A 17,672-nucleotide genomic window follows, 5' to 3' on the forward strand; every position below is an offset into this window, starting at 1 on the left:
TAAAGTCTTTGGACAATGGATAGAATTCCAATATTAAAAATGGGTGACTTCCTCCTGGTGACCATACAGGTGGATATGTATGACAGGCTGGCACTTAACCTGGAAAATGATTTGATTCAAATGGTAAACAAGCATGAGGCAAAAGGTGTTCTTATAGATATATCAGCCGTATCCATTGTAGATTCATTTATGGGAAGGATTATCGGGAATATTGCTACCATGTCCAAAATACTGGATGCCGAAACTGTTGTAGTAGGTATGCAACCCGCAGTGGCCATTACGCTTGTAGAGCTTGGCTTACCACTTTCTGGTGTACATACAGCACTAAATGTAGAAAAAGGTATGCAACTTCTACAAGACAGAATTAATAGCAGTGATTTTCACATAGATGATGCGGAAGCTGATTGGGATGATGATGATGATCAGCTTGAATAAGGATATCATACAAATACAATCTGAGCAGGATGTGGTGCTGTTTCGGCACCGCTTGCGTGAGCATGCTCAAAAGATAAGCATGAGCGTAGTTAACCAGACTAAGCTCATTACAGCCTCCAGCGAACTGGTCAGGAATATCCTGGCCTATGCCGGGCAGGGCAAAGCTACCATAGAGGTAGTATCTGAAAGCTTAAAAACTGGTGTAAAAGTAATATTTGAAGACTCCGGGCCCGGTATCGCAGATATCAGTAAAGCCATGCAGGATGGCTACTCTACAGGCAAAAGCCTGGGTTTAGGCCTGCCAGGAGCAAAACGTCTGGTTAATTATTTTGATATACAGTCAAAGGTAGGGCATGGCACAAAGATTACCATCATACGATGGAAGAGGTAATTCAGAAGCGTATAAAAACTATAGAATAGAAGACCGCAGCTTTTTTGCTATAATAAAAAGAGAGATTTCACCAGAGGCCGAAAAATTAGGCTTCTCTGCTCAGAAAATCGCCAAGATTCATATTGTAGTTAATGAGCTGGTGACTAACCTTCTCAAATTTGGAGAAAAAAATAGAGAATTGCTCTGGAAAACTATCTACTATAATGGACAGGCCGGAATAGAAATATTAACTTTAGACAAAGGGCCGGGAATTAGAAGTATATCTCAGGCTATGGAAGATGGTTTTTCTACTTCAGGTACAGCGGGCGAAGGGCTCGGTGCTATAAAAAGGCAATCCGACTATTTTGATATCTATTCTCAAAGTGGGCAGGGCACCGTAGTGCTGGCACGCTTCTTTGCTGAAGATACAGAAGTTATACCTCAACCTTTTAACTTTGCGGCCTTTTCTGTAGCACGGCCGGGTGAAAAATTATGTGGTGATGGTTACTATCTGATATACAAGCCTGAAACACAGACATTTCAGCTTTTGCTGTTAGATGGACTAGGGCATGGAGAGGGAGCATACGAGGCCTCACAGGCAGCTATTGCTGCTTACCAACAGATTAAGAAAGATGAACCAGCAGAGGTACTAAAAACGATTCATCAGGAAATAAAAAAGACGAGAGGTGCTGTTGCCATGGCATTAGCCTACGAAGCTCAAGACACTACTATTTCTTATTGCGGAGTAGGTAACATAAGTGGTAAAATGATCGCCTATAACAAAACCAAGCATTTTTCATCTTTTAACGGAATTGTGGGCCATGCAATGTCTTCTCGTATTAATAATCAAAAAATAAAGTGGGAAAGAGGGAGCCAGTTATTACTTCACTCAGACGGGCTGGTCTCTCGCTCTGATCCATCTAAATACACTCAATTACAAAACCATGATCCGGCTATCCTTGCGGCCTGCCTGTACCGTGACTATAGCCGGGGAAATGACGACACTACTATTATCATTTGTAAACATCCAGATACCGATGGAAAAGCTTCAAAAGGCAATTATTGAGATTTCTCTGGAGCGTGAGCTGGATTTGGTAATTGCCTATAAAAAAGCCATGCAGCTAGCCGAAATATCCGGACTAACTTTTACTGATCAGACAAAATTTGCTACTGCCGTTTCTGAAGTTTCCCGAAACGCACTGGCATATGCCAACAGTGGCGAGGTTATTTTATACATAAGTACAGAAGCATCACGCTTTTTACTGGAAGCAGTTATTACAGACAAAGGGCCGGGCATTGCAAACCTGGCTACGCTAAAGCAAAGTATCACCCCCCAGAACAATACAAAACCCACCGGACTACAAAACTGTAAAAGGCTTGTACATAAACTTCATATCGCCAGCGAAAAAGGTATGGGAACTACCGTTAAAATATCTATGTACCTGCCTGCCAACCACCCCCCTATTAACAATCTGATTTTGTCTGGATGGAGAACGCACTTTAGCGAGGCGCCCCCCATTTCTCCGTACGACGAAATAAAAAGGCAAAACCATCTACTACTCAAAACACTGGAAGATCTTAAAGTGAAAGAATCCCAGACCAAAGAGCAGTTGAAAGAGATACAATGCCTGAACAACGAGCTGGAAAATAACTACATTAAAATTAAAGAGCTTTCTAAGCAAAAAGCGGCTCAGAATGAGCTGCTAATCAAAAGAAATAGAGAGCTGGATGAGTTCGCCCATATTGTATCTCATGATATGAAAGCGCCAGTACAAAACCTCAAGAGTCTGGCGGAACTAATCCAAAGCGGAAAAATGATAAGTCAGGATAAAATTCTGACAATTTTTTCGCGTCAGGTAAATAAGATGGAAAACCTGATAGACAGCATACTAACCTATAGTATGGCCGGGCATGAGAATGTAGCCAAAACCAACGTTGACCTCAAAGAGCTCATAGGTGAAGTAACACAGAGCATTTCCAAACCTGAAAGCTTTGATATACAGCTTCATGAAGAATTTCCACTGCTCTTTACCGAAGAGGTATTTATCTATCAGGTATTTCATAACCTTATTTCTAACGCCATTAAGTATAATGACAAAGAAGAAGGAAAAGTAAGAGTAGGATTCAGTCAAAATGGTCATGGCACTACCTACTATTATGTGGAAGATAACGGACCTGGTATACCAAAGGATAAGCGTGAGCTTGTGTTTAATATGTTTACCATCCTGCATAAAGTTAAGAATGTAGATAGCACCGGAATCGGACTGGCGATAGTTAAGAAGATGATTCTGGAGCGTGGAGGAGACATCTGGATAGAAGACAGCCGTGCCTACGAGAGTGGGGCAAGATTTTGCTTTACCTGGCCCGACGACCTTTTGCACTAGACCAACGCACTCATTCCATTTTACTCAAGAATATTTTTAAAGCTCCTCAAACTGTCAGGGGCTTTTCTGGTTTTTTCTCTACCTTAGTAAGAGTCATCAAAATGCATGAGAGAGCTTTAGCTTAGCTCCTTTTGTGTAATATTGGCTTTTATTAGTATTTTTAGGCATAATATCTTTTTAAAAATAGACTAATTTTTTTTCTATGTTTTCCGATCAAGACTTAAATCACCTAAAGACATACGGTGCTGACCTAGACAACATCAAGCAGCAGATAGAGCAATTTGAAGAAGGTTTTCCCTATCTGAAAATTATTAAAGCAGCAACTATCAATGATGGTATTCTTCAGACTGATGAGACACTAAGCCAGGAATACATCAAAACATATGAGCGCGAATCTCCGCAGTACAAAGTCATTAAATTTGTACCTGCCTCGGGGGCTGCCAGCCGTATGTTCAAAGCATTGTTCGCATTTATGCGTTCTTACACCGGTAGCGAAGCCGATTACGAAAAACTGATCAGCGATGAAAAGCAACGTCCTATCTTCAACTTTTTTAAAAGAATAGAGGATTTTGCTTTTTATGACAGCCTAAAAGAAAAGTACGCAGAAAAGCATAAGATCACGCTTAACGAAGCTATCCTTCAAAGAAAGTATGTGAGCGTACTGGAAGTCTTGCTGGAAGACGAAGGCATGAGTTATGGCAGTCTGCCCAAAGGCTTATTGGAGTTTCACAGATATAGTGATACCACTCGCACGCCGGTAGAAGAACACCTGGTTGAGGGTGCAAATTACTGCCGTAATGCTAATAACGAAGTTTTTATTCACTTTACAGTATCTCCGGAGCATCGCAAAGGCTTTGAACAGCACCTGGAAGAGGTAAAAGTTTCGTACGAGCAGGAGTATGGGGTTAGCTACCATATTTCATTCTCTGAACAGAAACCTTCTACTGATACTATTGCGGTAGATATGGAAAACAGGCCTTTTCGTAATGAGGACAACAGCCTGCTGTTACGTCCCGGAGGGCATGGAGCACTGATAGAAAACCTTAATGACCTGGAGGCAGATATCGTCTTTATCAAAAACATAGATAATGTAGTACCTGACCAGATCAAAGCGCCTACTTACGATAACAAAAAAATGCTGGGTGGTATATTACTTAGCTACCAGCAAACTATTTTCTCATATCTGAAACTGATACACGAATCGGATGATCTGTCTTCCGAAAAGATTGAAGAGATTCGTCATTTTGTAGAAAACCAACTTTGTACCATTTCTCCCCAGGTCTTCAGCACTATGGAAGATGATGAGAAGGTAGCCTATCTCTTCCAGAAACTAGACCGACCTATTCGTGTCTGTGGTATGGTGAAAAATGAAGGAGAGCCAGGTGGTGGGCCTTTCTGGGCACAAAACAGTGACGACTCTACCTCTCTACAAATTGTAGAAAGTGCACAGGTAGACACCACTGATGCCGAACAAATGGAAATATTTAAGAATGCTACCCACTTTAACCCAGTGGATATTGTTTGCTCTTTAAAAGATTTTGAAGGGAATAAGTTTGACCTGAAACGCTTTGTAGATCCAATGACCGGATTTATCTCTCATAAATCTAAAGATGGTAAAGAACTGAAAGCGCTGGAGCTTCCTGGTTTATGGAACGGTAGTATGTCTGATTGGAATACAATTTTTGTAGAAGTGCCTATTGTTACCTTTAACCCGGTAAAAACGGTAAATGACCTGCTACGTGAGCAGCATCAGTCATAATTAATAGCGCCACTTTTAACAGCTATTCACCTTTATATGAAGAACGACTTTCATCTCTGAAAGTCGTTCTTTTTTGTTATAGGTTAATCCACTCTTTTGCCTTTTCTTTTTCAGCCAGCTCGTAGTATTGTACTTCAGCCTTAGTGAAGGGTTCAAAAGCTTTGGCCAGACTTTCTTCCCAGTCTTTAGCGCCTACTATCGCTACTTTTTCGTAGTCGTTCGCATGTTTGAGGTCCACCTTAATGTCTTCAACTATAGCATCGGCATTCCAGCCTTCTTTATTTTGTAGCTCAAAGTACCAGCGAATTTTTTGCCCTTTCTCTGCTATATCATCTACATAAGGCTGTACTTTTTCATAGTCCTTACCCTTTACCTCTCCACTTACTTTAGTCGCGATAATGTTGTCGTGCGTAAAATCTAATACTTCTAACATGGGTATATGATTTTAATTTAAATAATACATATCTGCTTATTTTCAGGTGCAACACATGAACCTTCCATTCATACTCAAAAAATTAGCACCTGTAGTTAATTGCACAACAAAGACATATATTGATTGTTCGCTTAAGAGCTTGTAACAAGACAGGGTAAAATCATTTTCAGTTGACAATACTATAAGCTCACACCTATGTCTATCAAAGAAAACAAGCTTACCCCATCAAAACTTAGTCTTAACTGTTAGTGGCTATGCCCGGCCTCGCTCTTTTTCATCTCGGCTATCAGGTAGTATGCATTATTCATCACAAACTGAGCTTCTGAAGAAGGCTGCTCAGCAAAAGCTACTTCAACCCAACCGTTAGACGAATTTCCGGTAGTGACAGACAGCGGGCTAAACTTCCATTCTTTTTCATCGCCATTTTCCTGTTCCGCTACAAAAGCCATGTACTGATCTCCCTCTCTTACCAGTGCTTCTTCCGGTAAAGCATAGGTTTCTACACTATCTGTAAGTATCTCTCCTTTAATGTACATACCGGGAATAAGCTTACCACTGCTGTTTTCTATCTCTGCATGAACGTGTACTGCTTTAGGGTCTGGCTCAAACTTTTTGCCTACCGAATAAATTTCTGCAATCAACTCCTGATCAGGCAGTGTCTCTACCCTGAATCTTACCTTCTGCCCCACTTCCACTTTGTAGATGTCTTTTTCAAAGACCATAAGGTCAGCATGGATATGATGGGTGTTAACTACTTCAAAAAGCTCTTTTTCCGGCTGTACATACTGCCCGGTTTTTACGCCAATCATGGTTACTGAACCTTCTAGCGGACTTATTACTGGAACCTGCTCGTATAAGCTTCCCTCTTGCAAACGTTTGGGGTTCATGCCTAGCTGACGAAGCTGCGACTCATAGCTTTTTACCATCACCTGTCTACTCTGATAGTCGGACTGGGTCTGCTGAAAAGTTTTACCCGAACTTACTTCACCCTCATACAGTCGCTTCTGACGCTGAAACTCTTTCTCCAAAAATTGCAGGCTGTTGTAAGCTTCCAGATAGTCGCTTTGAAAACGCGTAAGATTAGGATGAGACAGATAAGCCAGTACCTGTCCTTTTTTAACATCATCTCCTTCTATTACTTTAATGGAGGTAATATTGGCTCCTACTATAGCTGTAATTGTAGCCTCGTTTTGTGGAGGCACTTCCAATACACCGCTTGACTCTACCACGCCCAAAAGGTTGCGTTTCGTTAGTGCACCCACCTTCATGTCAAGCGCGTTAAATTGATCTACCGAAAAATGCACCCCATCATCATCGTGATGCCCTTCTTCGTCATGCTCATGATGATCTTCTCCCTCATGTTCGTGCTCCTGCTCGCAAGCTGTAAAGGATACAGAAATGATTATACTGAATAGAATATATATTAATGACTTCATATTTATTACTGATTTGATGAGTTGAGGTAATACGCTAACTGAAATTTAGCCAGCAGATATTGCTCAAGTGCTTCCTGAGCCTGTACTTCTACCTGCACCGCTTCTTTAAGGTTCTGTATAAATGAGACATAATCTATAGCTCCCTCACGGTAGGCTAATACACTACCTTCCCGTTGCTCTCTGGCCAGGGGTAGCGCCTCCTCCTGATAAAACTTCCAGGAGGCCAGCCATTTATTGTAGCTTTGCCTTAAGGTCTGATACTGCATATGTAACTCCAGTTGCGCCTGTTTAAAATTCTGCTGCGCAATTTGCTGCTCTATTCTGGCAGACTGTAGCTGAGCTTTCTGAGGAGCAAAAAATAGCGGTAAGGATATGCCGAACTGAAACTGATGAAAGCCAGACTGAAAACTATGTTCTGTGTCATCAGGGGTCGCAATCTCCTGTACGCCGTACTGTGCGTTAAACCGGGGCAGAAAGCTTGCTGAAGCCACCTTACGCTTGGCATCTGCCAACTGTATTTGTTGGGTGGCTCGGTCCAGAATTGGATGTCGGGTAACCGAATCCCGTAAGGCTAAAGGTTCTAGCCAGCTATTATTCTGCCTGGATTCTACTGTAAAAAGCGTATCGCTAACCAACCAAAGGTTAAGCTTAGCTAATGCTCCCTGATAGTCATAACCCGCCTGGTCTTTCTGTAATTTCATCTGACGCACCTGGTTTGTAGCTGCCAGATAAGCCAGTTTGGAAGTCTCTTCTACCTCATAACGCAGCTTAGCAGCCCGCTCAAACTCCTGATAGATGGAATCTAATTGCTTGTAAAGGTTTAGCCGCTGAAGCTGAATATATGCCTGAGCATAAGCCTCTCTTACTTTCTGCTTCAGCTCATAAGTACTCAGGGTCAGAGCAGTTTCCGCTAATGCAATCTGTTGTGACTGTACTTTTAGATTGGGCCCAATGCTAAAAACATCTATATTCTGCTGTTGTATACCTATACGGGTGTACACTCCCTGCCCGTTGCCAATTTCTTCTCCACTGGTAAAAATCTGGGAGTTGCCAAGTTGCCAGGCCGTTTTCTTAAGTGCATCCTGCTGCTCTATTTCTAAACGTGCCGACTGGAGAAGAGGGTAGTTCTCTACGGCTCTTTCTACCGCTTCTTCCATACTAATTGCAGGCAGTTTATCCTGAGCCTGAACGTCTAATGTAGAAAACACTCTGGCTAAACCAATCGCCAGCATTGCTACAGAGCTTTTGCTCAAAGCGGGTCTTAGTGCGTGTGTTTCTGTCCATCGGTACAAAATAGGTAGTACAAAAAGGGTAAGCAAGGTAGAAGTAATCAGCCCACCAATTACTACTGTAGCCAGCGGTCGCTGTACCTCTGCTCCGGCAGAAACAGATAGGGCCATAGGTAAGAAGCCTAATACATCCGTAAGGGCAGTAAGCAGTATTGGGCGGATACGCCTTTTTGCCCCCTGTTTAATTCTTGTACGTAAGTCGGTAACATCATCTTCTTTAAGCTCATTCCAGCCGCTGATGAGTACCAGCCCATTAAGCACGGCTACGCCAAAGAGCACAATAAAACCAATACCTGCCGATATACTGAAGGGCATACCTCTAAGCCAAAGGGCAAATACTCCACCAATAGCCGCTAAAGGTATGGCCATGTAAATCATAAGTGTTTGCTTGAAAGAGTGCAAAGCAAAAAAGATAAGCACGAAAATAAGCAGCAACGCCACTGGCACTACTACCTGAAGGCGGTCTGTAGCTCTTTCCAGATTTTCAAAGGCACCTCCGTAACGGATGTAATAGCCGGGAGGAAGGTTTAGCTGCTCGCTGAGCTTTTGCTGTATCTCACCTACCAGTGTCTTTACATCGCGTCCACGCACATTTACTCCTACATAGGTTCTACGATTGGTATTGTCTCTGCTGATCTGCATAGGCCCTGGCTCATAGCTGATACTGGCTACCTCTTTCAGGGGTACTTGCGCTCCTTCTGCTGTGTTTACATACAGATTTTTAACGTCATTAATATTGGATCGGTAGGTAGAATCTAAACGAACAACCAGGTCAAACCTGCGCTCCCCTTCAAAAATAACACCTGCCTTACCTCCGGCAAATGCCGTTTCAATTACCCGGTTAATGTCATTGACATTGAGCCCATACTGAGCTAGCTTACCGCGCTGGTAGTTGATCGTCATCTGGGGCAAACCCGTCGTGGCTTCTACCTTCATATCTCCTACGCCATCTACTGTGGCAATAATGGCCCCCATCTCTTCAGCTTTTTCTGCAAGTATTTGCAGGTCTTCACCATAAAGTTTGATAGCGATATCTTCACGCACCCCACTCAGTAACTCATTAAATCGCATTTCTATAGGTTGGGTAAATTCATAATTAACCCCAGGTACCACGCTTAATTTCTCCTTAATCTTAGCAATAAGTTCCTCTTTAGTATCTGCTGACACCCATTCATCTCTTGGCTTGAGTACGATTATACAGTCTCCGATATCCATAGGCATAGGGTCGGTAGGCACATCTGCTACACCAAAGCGTGACATGGCATGCTCTATCTCCGGGAAGTTATCCAGCAGAATTTTTTCAATGCGGGTAGAAGTTTCCAGGCTCTCGCTAAGAGAGCTTCCAGGTTTTAGGATGATGTGAAAAGCAATATCCCCTTCATCTAGCTGAGGAATAAACTCCCCCCCCATCCTGAAAAATGTAAACACAGCAAGTCCTAGTAAAATTACTGCTGAAGCAATTACAATAGCAGCTCTTTTTAGGGCTACGTCTAAAGTCTTTTCGTACTTATCTTCAAGCCAGTATACTAACTTATCTCCCCAGGACTTTTTCTGCCGGCCTGAAACTTTGAGAAAAAGCGCCGACATCATAGGTACATAGGTAAGGCACAAAATCATGGCACCAAGCATGGCAAAGATAAAGGTGAGTGCCATCGGTTTAAACATCTTACCTTCTACACCTTCCAGAAAAAGTATGGGTAAAAATACGATCAGGATAATGAGCTGACCGAAAAAAGCGGAGTTCATCATCTTACTTGATGCGGTATAGCTTACCTGATCCCGGCTGCCACTATCTATTTTCTCTCCTTTGCTAATACGGCGCGCCAGAAAGAATACGGTACCTTCCACAATGATGACAGCACCATCTACAATAATTCCAAAGTCAATGGCTCCCAGGCTCATCAGGTTAGCCCATACATCAAACACATTCATAAGAATGAAAGCAAAGAGCAATGACAGAGGAATGGTTGAAGCGACGATGAGCCCTCCCCGCCAGTTGCCCAATAGAAATACCAGCACAAAAATTACAATAAGGGCCCCTTCCAAAAGGTTGGTGCTTACAGTACTGGTGGTATTGTTGATCAGGCGGCTACGATCAATAAAGGGCTGAATACTTACCCCCTCGGGTAGGGACTGCTGAATCAGGTCCATGCGTTCCTTTACCGCAGCAATTACTTCATTAGAGTTGGCACCTTTCAGCATAAGTATCATGCCACCTACGGCCTCGCCCTTACCATCTTTGGTAAAGCCACCATAGCGTACAGCAGAGCCATATTGTACTTTAGCTACATCTTTGACCCGAATTGGAATACCGTTTACTGATTTTACAACGATGTTTTCAATATCTGAAAGGCTACGGGCCAGCCCCTCTCCCCTGATAAAGTTAGCCTGATGATCTTTTTCAATATAAGCTCCACCCGTATTCTGGTTATTTTGTTCCAGCGCGTCAAACACTTCAATAATGGTAAGGTCTATCGCCCTAAGCTCGTCGGGATCTACCGCGACCTCGTATTGCTTAATTTTACCACCAAAAGCGTTAACCTCTACCACTCCCGGTACCATAGACATCTGTCTCCTGACAATCCAATCCTGTATACTGCGCAGGTCAGAGGCAGAATAGGCATCTGCATAAGCTGGCTCTACCTCCAAAGTGTATTGGTAAATTTCGCCAAGGCCAGTAGAAATAGGGCCGATAAAGGAGTCTCCAAAGCCATCTGGAATCTCCTCTTTAACTACGGTTAGCTTTTCGTTCACCAGTTGCCGAGGAAGGTAAGTACCCATATCATCGTTAAACACGATAGTAACTACCGAAATACCAAAGCGTGAGACTGAACGAATTTCGTTTACTCCAGGCAGGTTAGACATGGCTACCTCTATCGGATAAGTAACAAACTGCTCTATATCTTCCGTGCCAAGATTGGGGGCCTGCGTAATTACCTGTACCTGATTGTTGGTAATATCTGGTACCGCATCTATCGGTACCTTAGTCATGCTCCAGGCCCCTGCTACTATCAGGGCAATGGTTAGCAAGCCTATGATAAGTTTATTATCAATAGAAAATTTTATGATCTGGTTAATCATAGATGAATTTTTAGTTCAGTAAATAGACATAGGCCAGCATGCTCCACACGGTATGCGGGAATATGCTGTCAGCAAAAAAGCCTGTAAACTGAACTAAAGCCGGGGCGGCTGAAAGATGGAATAAGGGAAAAGAGCCTCTTTTTGCTCGGAATAATGGGTGAGCAAATCACCATAGGGTATATCTAAGTACCCAGGCCATACTGAGTCAAAGAAAGTAACATGCGAATGACAGCAGTGGCAATGGCAGAAAGGAGTACAGAAATCCAGACAGAGATCATACTCTTCTTGTACTTCCTCTTGCACTATACTTACTTCCTCTGCTGCTCCTTCCTCATGCGAGACTTCGTCTCCACAGGGTGCAAATGCCAGGAGTAGCACATAAAATGATAATATGGTAGCTATCAGACGCAAAGTGTTACAAACTTAAGCTAATTTGTATGTGGCGTCAATGGCAAGGCGAATTTTTGTGTGGCTCAGTTCCTCTTTTTTATTAAAACACTTTGATAATACTATAAACACCTACTGCCACAATTACTAAAGCACTCAGCACCAAAGCAAAATCGTAAAAAGAAGAGGGCTTAAGTATCAGCGGCAATCGCCTATACCTGAAGTGGAAGGCGGCATATACTACAATCAGCAGTAAGATAGAGGTAACAAAGCCTCCAACCAATATCATCATGACGGGTAGTTTGATAAAAATAAACAAAAGAGCCCAGCATAAAGGAAATACCCACGCAAGTATGGCGATACTCTTTTTTCTGGCTTTGAGGTTATAAAAGTCAAGCCAGCCAATCTGCCCAAAGGCATCGGAGAAAATACGCGTCCAGCTAGCCAGAGCAGCGAATAGAGTAGAGAACAGTACGATCAAGGCTCCAAATAAGTAAATAGAGCGAGCCCAGCTGCCTAAAGTTTCCGTATATATTCGTGATAGTGACTCTACCATCTCGTAGCCTTCAGGTACCAGCCCAGACTTATGGAGTACCGCTGCCCCTAACAGGTAAAAGGCTGCCGTTACTAAAGTGTATACGATCATGGAGAGGATAGCATCCAGGTACATCACCCTTATCCAGCCTTTGGCTCTCTTCAACCAGGCCTCACTACCATCCTGAGGGCCTACAAAACGGGCATAGCCTTTTTCAAGACACCAATAGTTGTAGTACATAATTTCGTCGCCACCGACACCGGTAATACCAAAAGCAGCGATAGCCACCCCAACAGCCGCCGGTGGCAAGGTAAAGCTTAAGCCTTCCAGCAGATTGTCCCAACTTAGGGCAAAAGAGGTATACTGCAAAAAGAAAAGCGAAGCAAAAGTCAGGAGCGTAAACAAGCCTATCATGCTGATAGAAAACTTCTCTATAAAGCGGTAGTAGCCTTTGAAAATTAGTAAAGAGGAAAGTATGGCCGCAAAAAAAGCCCATACTGCATCATGCACCTGAGGGAAGGCAATATTGAGCGTGATTGCTACTCCACCCACTATGCCCCCTACCTGTAATAGCTTAAAAATTTGTATAAAAAGCCACGTCCAAATACTCCAGTTTGTTCCTCTTATTTTTGGTCCGGGTAGGCGGTTAAATGCCGCCATTACGGTTTCTCCCGAGTAAATGGCATGTTTGCCAAACTCTAGTTGTAGTGTCACTTTTACCAGACAGGAAATAATAACCACCCAAAAAGTGGCAAACCCTGCTTCGGCACCCAGGGTTGTGGTAGCAATTAGCTCTCCTGAACCTACAATAGCGGCAGAAAGAATGAAGCCGGGCCCCAGCTGTCGTAAACGGTCTTTGAGTTGCGTCGGTGCTTCTTTAATAGCGGACTCATCCAGCACATAAGGATTAGCCTCTTGCTGAGTATTTTCTTGAGTAAGCAAAATTAGGTTGTAGTTAAGGTTTTGTTGTATTACTGCACTTTAATATAAGCATTTTAGCTAAGCAAAAGCCCATCTGTAAGGAAACAGTAGCCTACCGCTAGAGCTTTTCTCTAATGTTTAAAAAAGATTTAATTTACATTTTTTTTATTTCTGATAATACTTCCATAAGTAGCATACTTATTTACAGTTTTAGTGCATTTCTTGGAACTAATTGCCCATGGTATAAGTACTAGTACTAACTTATGGGCAATTCAAATTAAACTATGTCAAGAAGAGCTTAAAACGTTTGTGCTTTAGCTATTTTGTTGTTATACTATTAAAGGCATCAGACTTAAATAATTACCCCACTAAAAGCAATCGGTGTGAATCCTACGGAAAACATTAAGAATGTCATCGCTGACGATCATCTTCATTTTGAGGATGATCAAAGCCACCAGTTAACGCTGCGTGCTCAGGAAGAAGTGAAACAAAAACTCATGCAGGCAGCTAAGCGACGAGCTTTACAGGAAGGTATGCATGAAGCCTTCGCTTCACAGCATTTGTATAAATATTATTATGACGAGCTTGCTGGTTTTATGCAGAAAAACCCCTATATACTTATCGACCTAGTTCTGATTAAACTAGAAAATAAGGCCTCTCGTAAAAATACTCTCCCCTCCCTCTAACACTTTGACTACAAAGTAGTTATACTTTTATACTTCTCTCTTACCGGGAATTTTTTAAGTTTGTTTTTTCTAATTTTTTAGACTTTGCGATTTAGCTTAAGCATCATATTATGCTTGTGTGCAGTGTGTGTGTACGCACAGGAAAAAAAGTATGTACCCCAAACTCTTGTTGATACGGTCCATATTGAAAAAAACACTGTAGTAATCGGAAAAGACAGCGTCTTTTTCGCCAAGAAAGATACTGTCATCTATGTACAGGACACCATCAACAGCAAGATAGGCTCATTGCTTTTGCAAGAAGAGGAAGAGAAAGCTTTTTATGATAGCCTCACCAATAACGATAGCAGCAAGCTTAAGAAAAAGATTGTAGACCTTATTCTGGATGATGTCTCAGAAGAGAAAGATACCACTGCTGTAGAGGAGGCCCCTCAGCTTAGTATTGATGTTGAGGGTAAAGTTGTGGGCAATATTACTATTACTGGTCTGGAGGTTTTTGGCCCCAATGTAAATGATACTACCTCGGACAAAACGAATACACTTAGCAAGTTTGCGAACAAAGTGCATATGTATACTCGCGAGCGAGTGATTCGCAAAAGACTACTGATAAAAAAAGGAGACCAACTTACCTCTGCAAAACTTCTGGACAACGAAAGGCTGATTCGTTCTTTGCCTTATATTCGCGATGCGCGTTTTGTGGTACAAGCTGCCAGTGGCGACACCGTTAACCTCTTACTCATTACCCAGGACCTGATTGCTTACACTGCCCGGGTAGACCCAAATGGCCTGGATGGAGGCAACTTTGGCATCAACAATATTAACATACTTGGATACGGTCATCAGCTCTATAATACTGTAAAAATTGACACTGACCGACAACGAAAACTAGGCTATGTAGGCGAATACCGTATTCCTAACATCAATAGCAGTCAGTTAGAAGGAGTTGCCGCCTATGAAAATACTATTTACCAAAACCGTTACAGCCTTAGGGTGGAGCGTGATTTTTTAACTCCCGGTATTAAGGTAGCTGGAGGAGCTTTTATAGAATACCGAAAAGAAAGCGCATACGCTCCCTGGATAGATAGCTACGAAATACTGGAAAACTTTGAACACGAAGAAGATATACCTCGCCAGACTTTTAAGCGATTTACTCAGGACTACTGGCTGGGGCGAAGTTTTACACCGGAGTTTATTACTACTATAGACCCTCGTGCCCGCCTGGTAACAGCTATACGCTACCAGCACAAAAAATACTACGACCGGCCAGAGGTAACCTATAGTGAGTACCGGGCTTATCATGATCGTCACCTTCTTTTAATGAGTGTTGGTTTATCTAGAAACAACTTTACTACGGAGCGACTAGTCTATGGCTACGGGCGTACAGAGGATATTCCAATCGGTAGTATGAGCGAATTGATTTTTGGACCTGAAAAAGGAGAGTTTTATAATCGCTTTTTTACAGGTATGCGCATAGTACGTGCTAGCTACCTGGCACCTCTCGGTTATATATCGGGTGGTTTTAGGGTAGGAGGCTATTGGCGTAACCAGAATTTTGAAGACGGCCTATTTCAGGCTGGCGTCCGTACTTTTAGTTTTCCAATACAGTGGAGAAGAACTACCTACCGACTGTTTATCAATGCCGACTACTCTTTAGGAATACAGCAGATAAACCCGGAAGATTTTAGGCAGAATATGATCAGCCTGAACGATAGAAACGGAATCAGAGGACTAAAAAGTCATGAGATGTATGGTCATAAGCGACTGGCCCTCAGTCTGGAAACTGTAGCTTATCTTCCTTTTGATTTTTACAGCTTTAGGCTAGCTACTTTTTTCTTTGCTGATGCTGGCCTGGTTGCTCAAAAAACAGAAAGGCTAATTAATAGCCCATTGTACCAGGGCTACGGGCTGGGGTTCAGGATCAGGAATGACAGATTAGCCTACAAAACATTTCAGCTGCGTTTAGCCTGCTACCCCAATGCACCTTCCGGAGAATCGTTTTTCAAAATTACGCTGGCAGGTATACCAGTACCCGACCTGATGAATTTTAGCATTAACAAGCCTGAAGCATTTGAGTTTGAATAGGTATTTGTGTAAAAGATAACACTAACATTTAGCGCTGGCAGAAGTTTTATTTGTAGTTAAGGAGTATCACATTTAAGAATAAAGATATGTCTAGCAAACACCATATAGAAGAGATTATGCTCAAACTGGAAAGCCTTCAGCAAGAGTTTAGAGAAGATGTACAAAAGGTAGATGACCCCAGAGAACAGGCACTGTTGGAGACTTCCGCAGAGGTGCTGGGCGGACTGCACAATGCTTTTAACGACTTTAAAAACAAAAATGAAGCTGCCTGGAGAACAGCAGAAACTAAAGTAGAAACCCGCAAGCCTGATGTACAAGGGCAGGTAGGCCCGGAAAAAGCTACCAAACTTACGCACGGTTAAACATAATGATACATGACTGAAAAAAGCCTGTACTATTGCACAGGCTTTTGTTCTGAGTTTTGCGCAGAGAAGTTTCTTTTCCTCATCCCGGCATATATCTCTTATTAAGAAACGTGTTTCAGATTAAGCTTCTACTGATTCATTAAATCTTCTATTTCTTCAGCTTCTATAGGAATGTTGCTCATCAGGTCTTCTATGCCATCTTCACGGATTACAACATTATTCTCCAAACGAATACCAATACCCTCTTCGCGTATGTAAATCCCCGGCTCTACTGTAAAAACCATGCCCGGCTCAAAATTACGATATACATTGCCTACGTCATGTACATCCAAACCCAGATGATGAGAGGTGCCGTGCATAAAATATTTTTTAAGAAGAGGCTGCTTAGGGTTCTGATTCTTCACATCCTGCCTGTCTAACAAGCCCAGACCAATCAGCTCGCTCTCCATCAACTTTTCTACTTCTCTCTGGTACTCACGAATAACATTACCTGGACGCAATAGCTTCATTGCTTCACGCTGAACTCTAAGTACTGCATTATATACCTCTCTTTGCCTAGAGGTAAACTTACCACTTACAGGTATGGTACGAGTCATATCGGCATTATAGTTAGCATACTCCGCTCCTACATCCATCAACAACAAGTCTCCCGACTGGCAGGGCATGCTATTAGCAATATAATGGAGTACACAGGCATTAGCCCCTGAGGCAACAATAGGCTCATAAGCAAAACCTCGCGAACGGTTGCGCACAAACTCATGCAGATATTCTGCTTCAATCTCGTACTCCATCACTCCTGGTTTTACAAAGCTAAGCACACGCCTAAAACCTTTCTCTGTGATGTTACAAGCCTCTTGCATCACTTTAATTTCTTCAGCAGACTTAACCGCTCTTAGCTTGTGCATATGGGGAGCCAGCCTGTCGTATTTGTGCAGAGGATAATACTCCTGACACCATTTGACAAAGCGAGCATCACATGTCTCCACCTTGGGGACTGCGCGCAGATATTCGTTGGTATTAAGGTATACCCGGCGTGCTTCATGCATGAGCGAAGCAAAGACTCTTTCAAACTGCGTAAGCCACATAACAGTTTGTATACCAGAGACCTCCCGAGCTTCTTCTTTAGTATATTTATGGCCCTCCCATATGGCTATCTCTTCGTTAGTTTCCCTTAAAAAAAGGATTTCGCGAAACTCTTCATTCGGAAAATCCGGAAACATCAGCAATATACTTTCTTCCTGATCAATTCCGCTAAGGTAAAAGAGGTCACTATTCTGTAAGAAAGGCATAGTACCATCGGCATTGGTAGGCATTATATCATTACTATTAAGAACCACCAGCGAGCAGGAATGGAGCAGGCCACTTAGCCTTTTTCTGTTTTCTACAAATAGGGCTTTGTCAAGGGGAGCATATCTCTTCATGTTCAAAAAATTTGTTGTTGAGCCACAAAAGTAGGAATCTGAAGCTAACTTTCATGAGCTGACAAAGTTAAACATACGCCGCTAGCGGGAT

Annotated in this window: 14 protein-coding genes; 8 read left to right on the forward strand and 6 right to left on the reverse strand. The window is 42.6% G+C overall.

Translation table 11 applies throughout. The annotated features are described in order from the left end of the window. The first annotated feature begins 15 nt into the window (after nucleotides 1-15). From PZB74_RS02270 to PZB74_RS02290, 5 genes are all read left to right on the forward strand, one after another. On the forward strand, nucleotides 16-435 hold the full coding sequence (locus PZB74_RS02270) for an STAS domain-containing protein (RefSeq protein ID WP_302240401.1): 420 nt from the start codon (nucleotides 16-18) through the stop codon (nucleotides 433-435). After that, on the forward strand, nucleotides 389-826 hold the full coding sequence (locus PZB74_RS02275) for an anti-sigma regulatory factor (protein WP_302240402.1): 438 nt from the start codon (nucleotides 389-391) through the stop codon (nucleotides 824-826). The genes PZB74_RS02270 and PZB74_RS02275 overlap by 47 nt, the downstream gene beginning before the upstream one ends. Then, nucleotides 789-1,871, forward strand: a complete 1,083-nt coding sequence (locus PZB74_RS02280; protein WP_302240403.1) for an anti-sigma regulatory factor — start codon at nucleotides 789-791, stop codon at nucleotides 1,869-1,871. Before PZB74_RS02275 ends, PZB74_RS02280 begins: the two co-directional genes overlap by 38 nt. Then, complete coding sequence (locus tag PZB74_RS02285) at nucleotides 1,801-3,189, forward strand: sensor histidine kinase (RefSeq protein ID WP_302240404.1); 1,389 nt, start codon at nucleotides 1,801-1,803, stop codon at nucleotides 3,187-3,189. Before PZB74_RS02280 ends, PZB74_RS02285 begins: the two co-directional genes overlap by 71 nt. 202 nt (nucleotides 3,190-3,391) lie before the next feature. After that, on the forward strand, nucleotides 3,392-4,948 hold the full coding sequence (locus PZB74_RS02290; RefSeq protein ID WP_302240405.1) for a DUF4301 family protein: 1,557 nt from the start codon (nucleotides 3,392-3,394) through the stop codon (nucleotides 4,946-4,948). Between the two features lie 76 nt (nucleotides 4,949-5,024). Here PZB74_RS02290 and PZB74_RS02295 read toward each other — a convergent pair whose 3' ends face one another. From PZB74_RS02295 to PZB74_RS02315, 5 genes are all read right to left on the reverse strand, one after another. Next, on the reverse strand, nucleotides 5,025-5,381 hold the full coding sequence (locus PZB74_RS02295) for a SpoIIAA family protein (RefSeq protein ID WP_302240406.1): 357 nt from the start codon (nucleotides 5,379-5,381) through the stop codon (nucleotides 5,025-5,027). Between the two features lie 245 nt (nucleotides 5,382-5,626). Then, nucleotides 5,627-6,817, reverse strand: coding sequence for an efflux RND transporter periplasmic adaptor subunit (locus PZB74_RS02300; protein WP_302240408.1), 1,191 nt, complete (start codon nucleotides 6,815-6,817; stop codon nucleotides 5,627-5,629). 5 nt (nucleotides 6,818-6,822) lie between these two features. Next, nucleotides 6,823-11,187, reverse strand: a complete 4,365-nt coding sequence (locus tag PZB74_RS02305; RefSeq protein WP_302240409.1) for a CusA/CzcA family heavy metal efflux RND transporter — start codon at nucleotides 11,185-11,187, stop codon at nucleotides 6,823-6,825. A gap of 93 nt (nucleotides 11,188-11,280) precedes the next feature. After that, a complete protein-coding gene (locus PZB74_RS02310; RefSeq protein ID WP_302240410.1) occupies nucleotides 11,281-11,598 on the reverse strand; it encodes a DUF6660 family protein in 318 nt (105 codons plus the stop codon). A gap of 79 nt (nucleotides 11,599-11,677) precedes the next feature. Next, nucleotides 11,678-13,051, reverse strand: coding sequence for an Nramp family divalent metal transporter (locus tag PZB74_RS02315; protein WP_302240411.1), 1,374 nt, complete (start codon nucleotides 13,049-13,051; stop codon nucleotides 11,678-11,680). A gap of 362 nt (nucleotides 13,052-13,413) precedes the next feature. On the opposite strand from PZB74_RS02315, the gene PZB74_RS02320 reads away from it, so the two are divergent. The 3 genes from PZB74_RS02320 (at nucleotide 13,414) to PZB74_RS02330 (ending at nucleotide 16,157) form a co-directional block, all read left to right on the forward strand. Further along, a complete protein-coding gene (locus tag PZB74_RS02320) occupies nucleotides 13,414-13,716 on the forward strand; it encodes a hypothetical protein (RefSeq protein WP_302240414.1) in 303 nt (100 codons plus the stop codon). A gap of 129 nt (nucleotides 13,717-13,845) precedes the next feature. Beyond that, the gene (locus PZB74_RS02325; protein WP_302240415.1) at nucleotides 13,846-15,795 is read left to right on the forward strand and encodes a BamA/TamA family outer membrane protein; all 1,950 of its coding nucleotides are present in this window, start codon (nucleotides 13,846-13,848) and stop codon (nucleotides 15,793-15,795) included. Nucleotides 15,796-15,881: 86 nt separating this feature from the next. Further along, on the forward strand, nucleotides 15,882-16,157 hold the full coding sequence (locus PZB74_RS02330; RefSeq protein WP_302240416.1) for a hypothetical protein: 276 nt from the start codon (nucleotides 15,882-15,884) through the stop codon (nucleotides 16,155-16,157). Nucleotides 16,158-16,288: 131 nt separating this feature from the next. On the opposite strand, the gene PZB74_RS02335 is transcribed toward PZB74_RS02330, so the two are convergent. Further along, on the reverse strand, nucleotides 16,289-17,581 hold the full coding sequence (locus PZB74_RS02335; RefSeq protein WP_302240417.1) for an aminopeptidase P family protein: 1,293 nt from the start codon (nucleotides 17,579-17,581) through the stop codon (nucleotides 16,289-16,291). Nucleotides 17,582-17,672 lie beyond the last annotated feature (91 nt).

Origin of the sequence: Porifericola rhodea (assembly GCF_030506305.1) — a bacterium.
Classification (GTDB): Bacteria; Bacteroidota; Bacteroidia; order Cytophagales; family Cyclobacteriaceae; genus Catalinimonas; species Catalinimonas rhodea.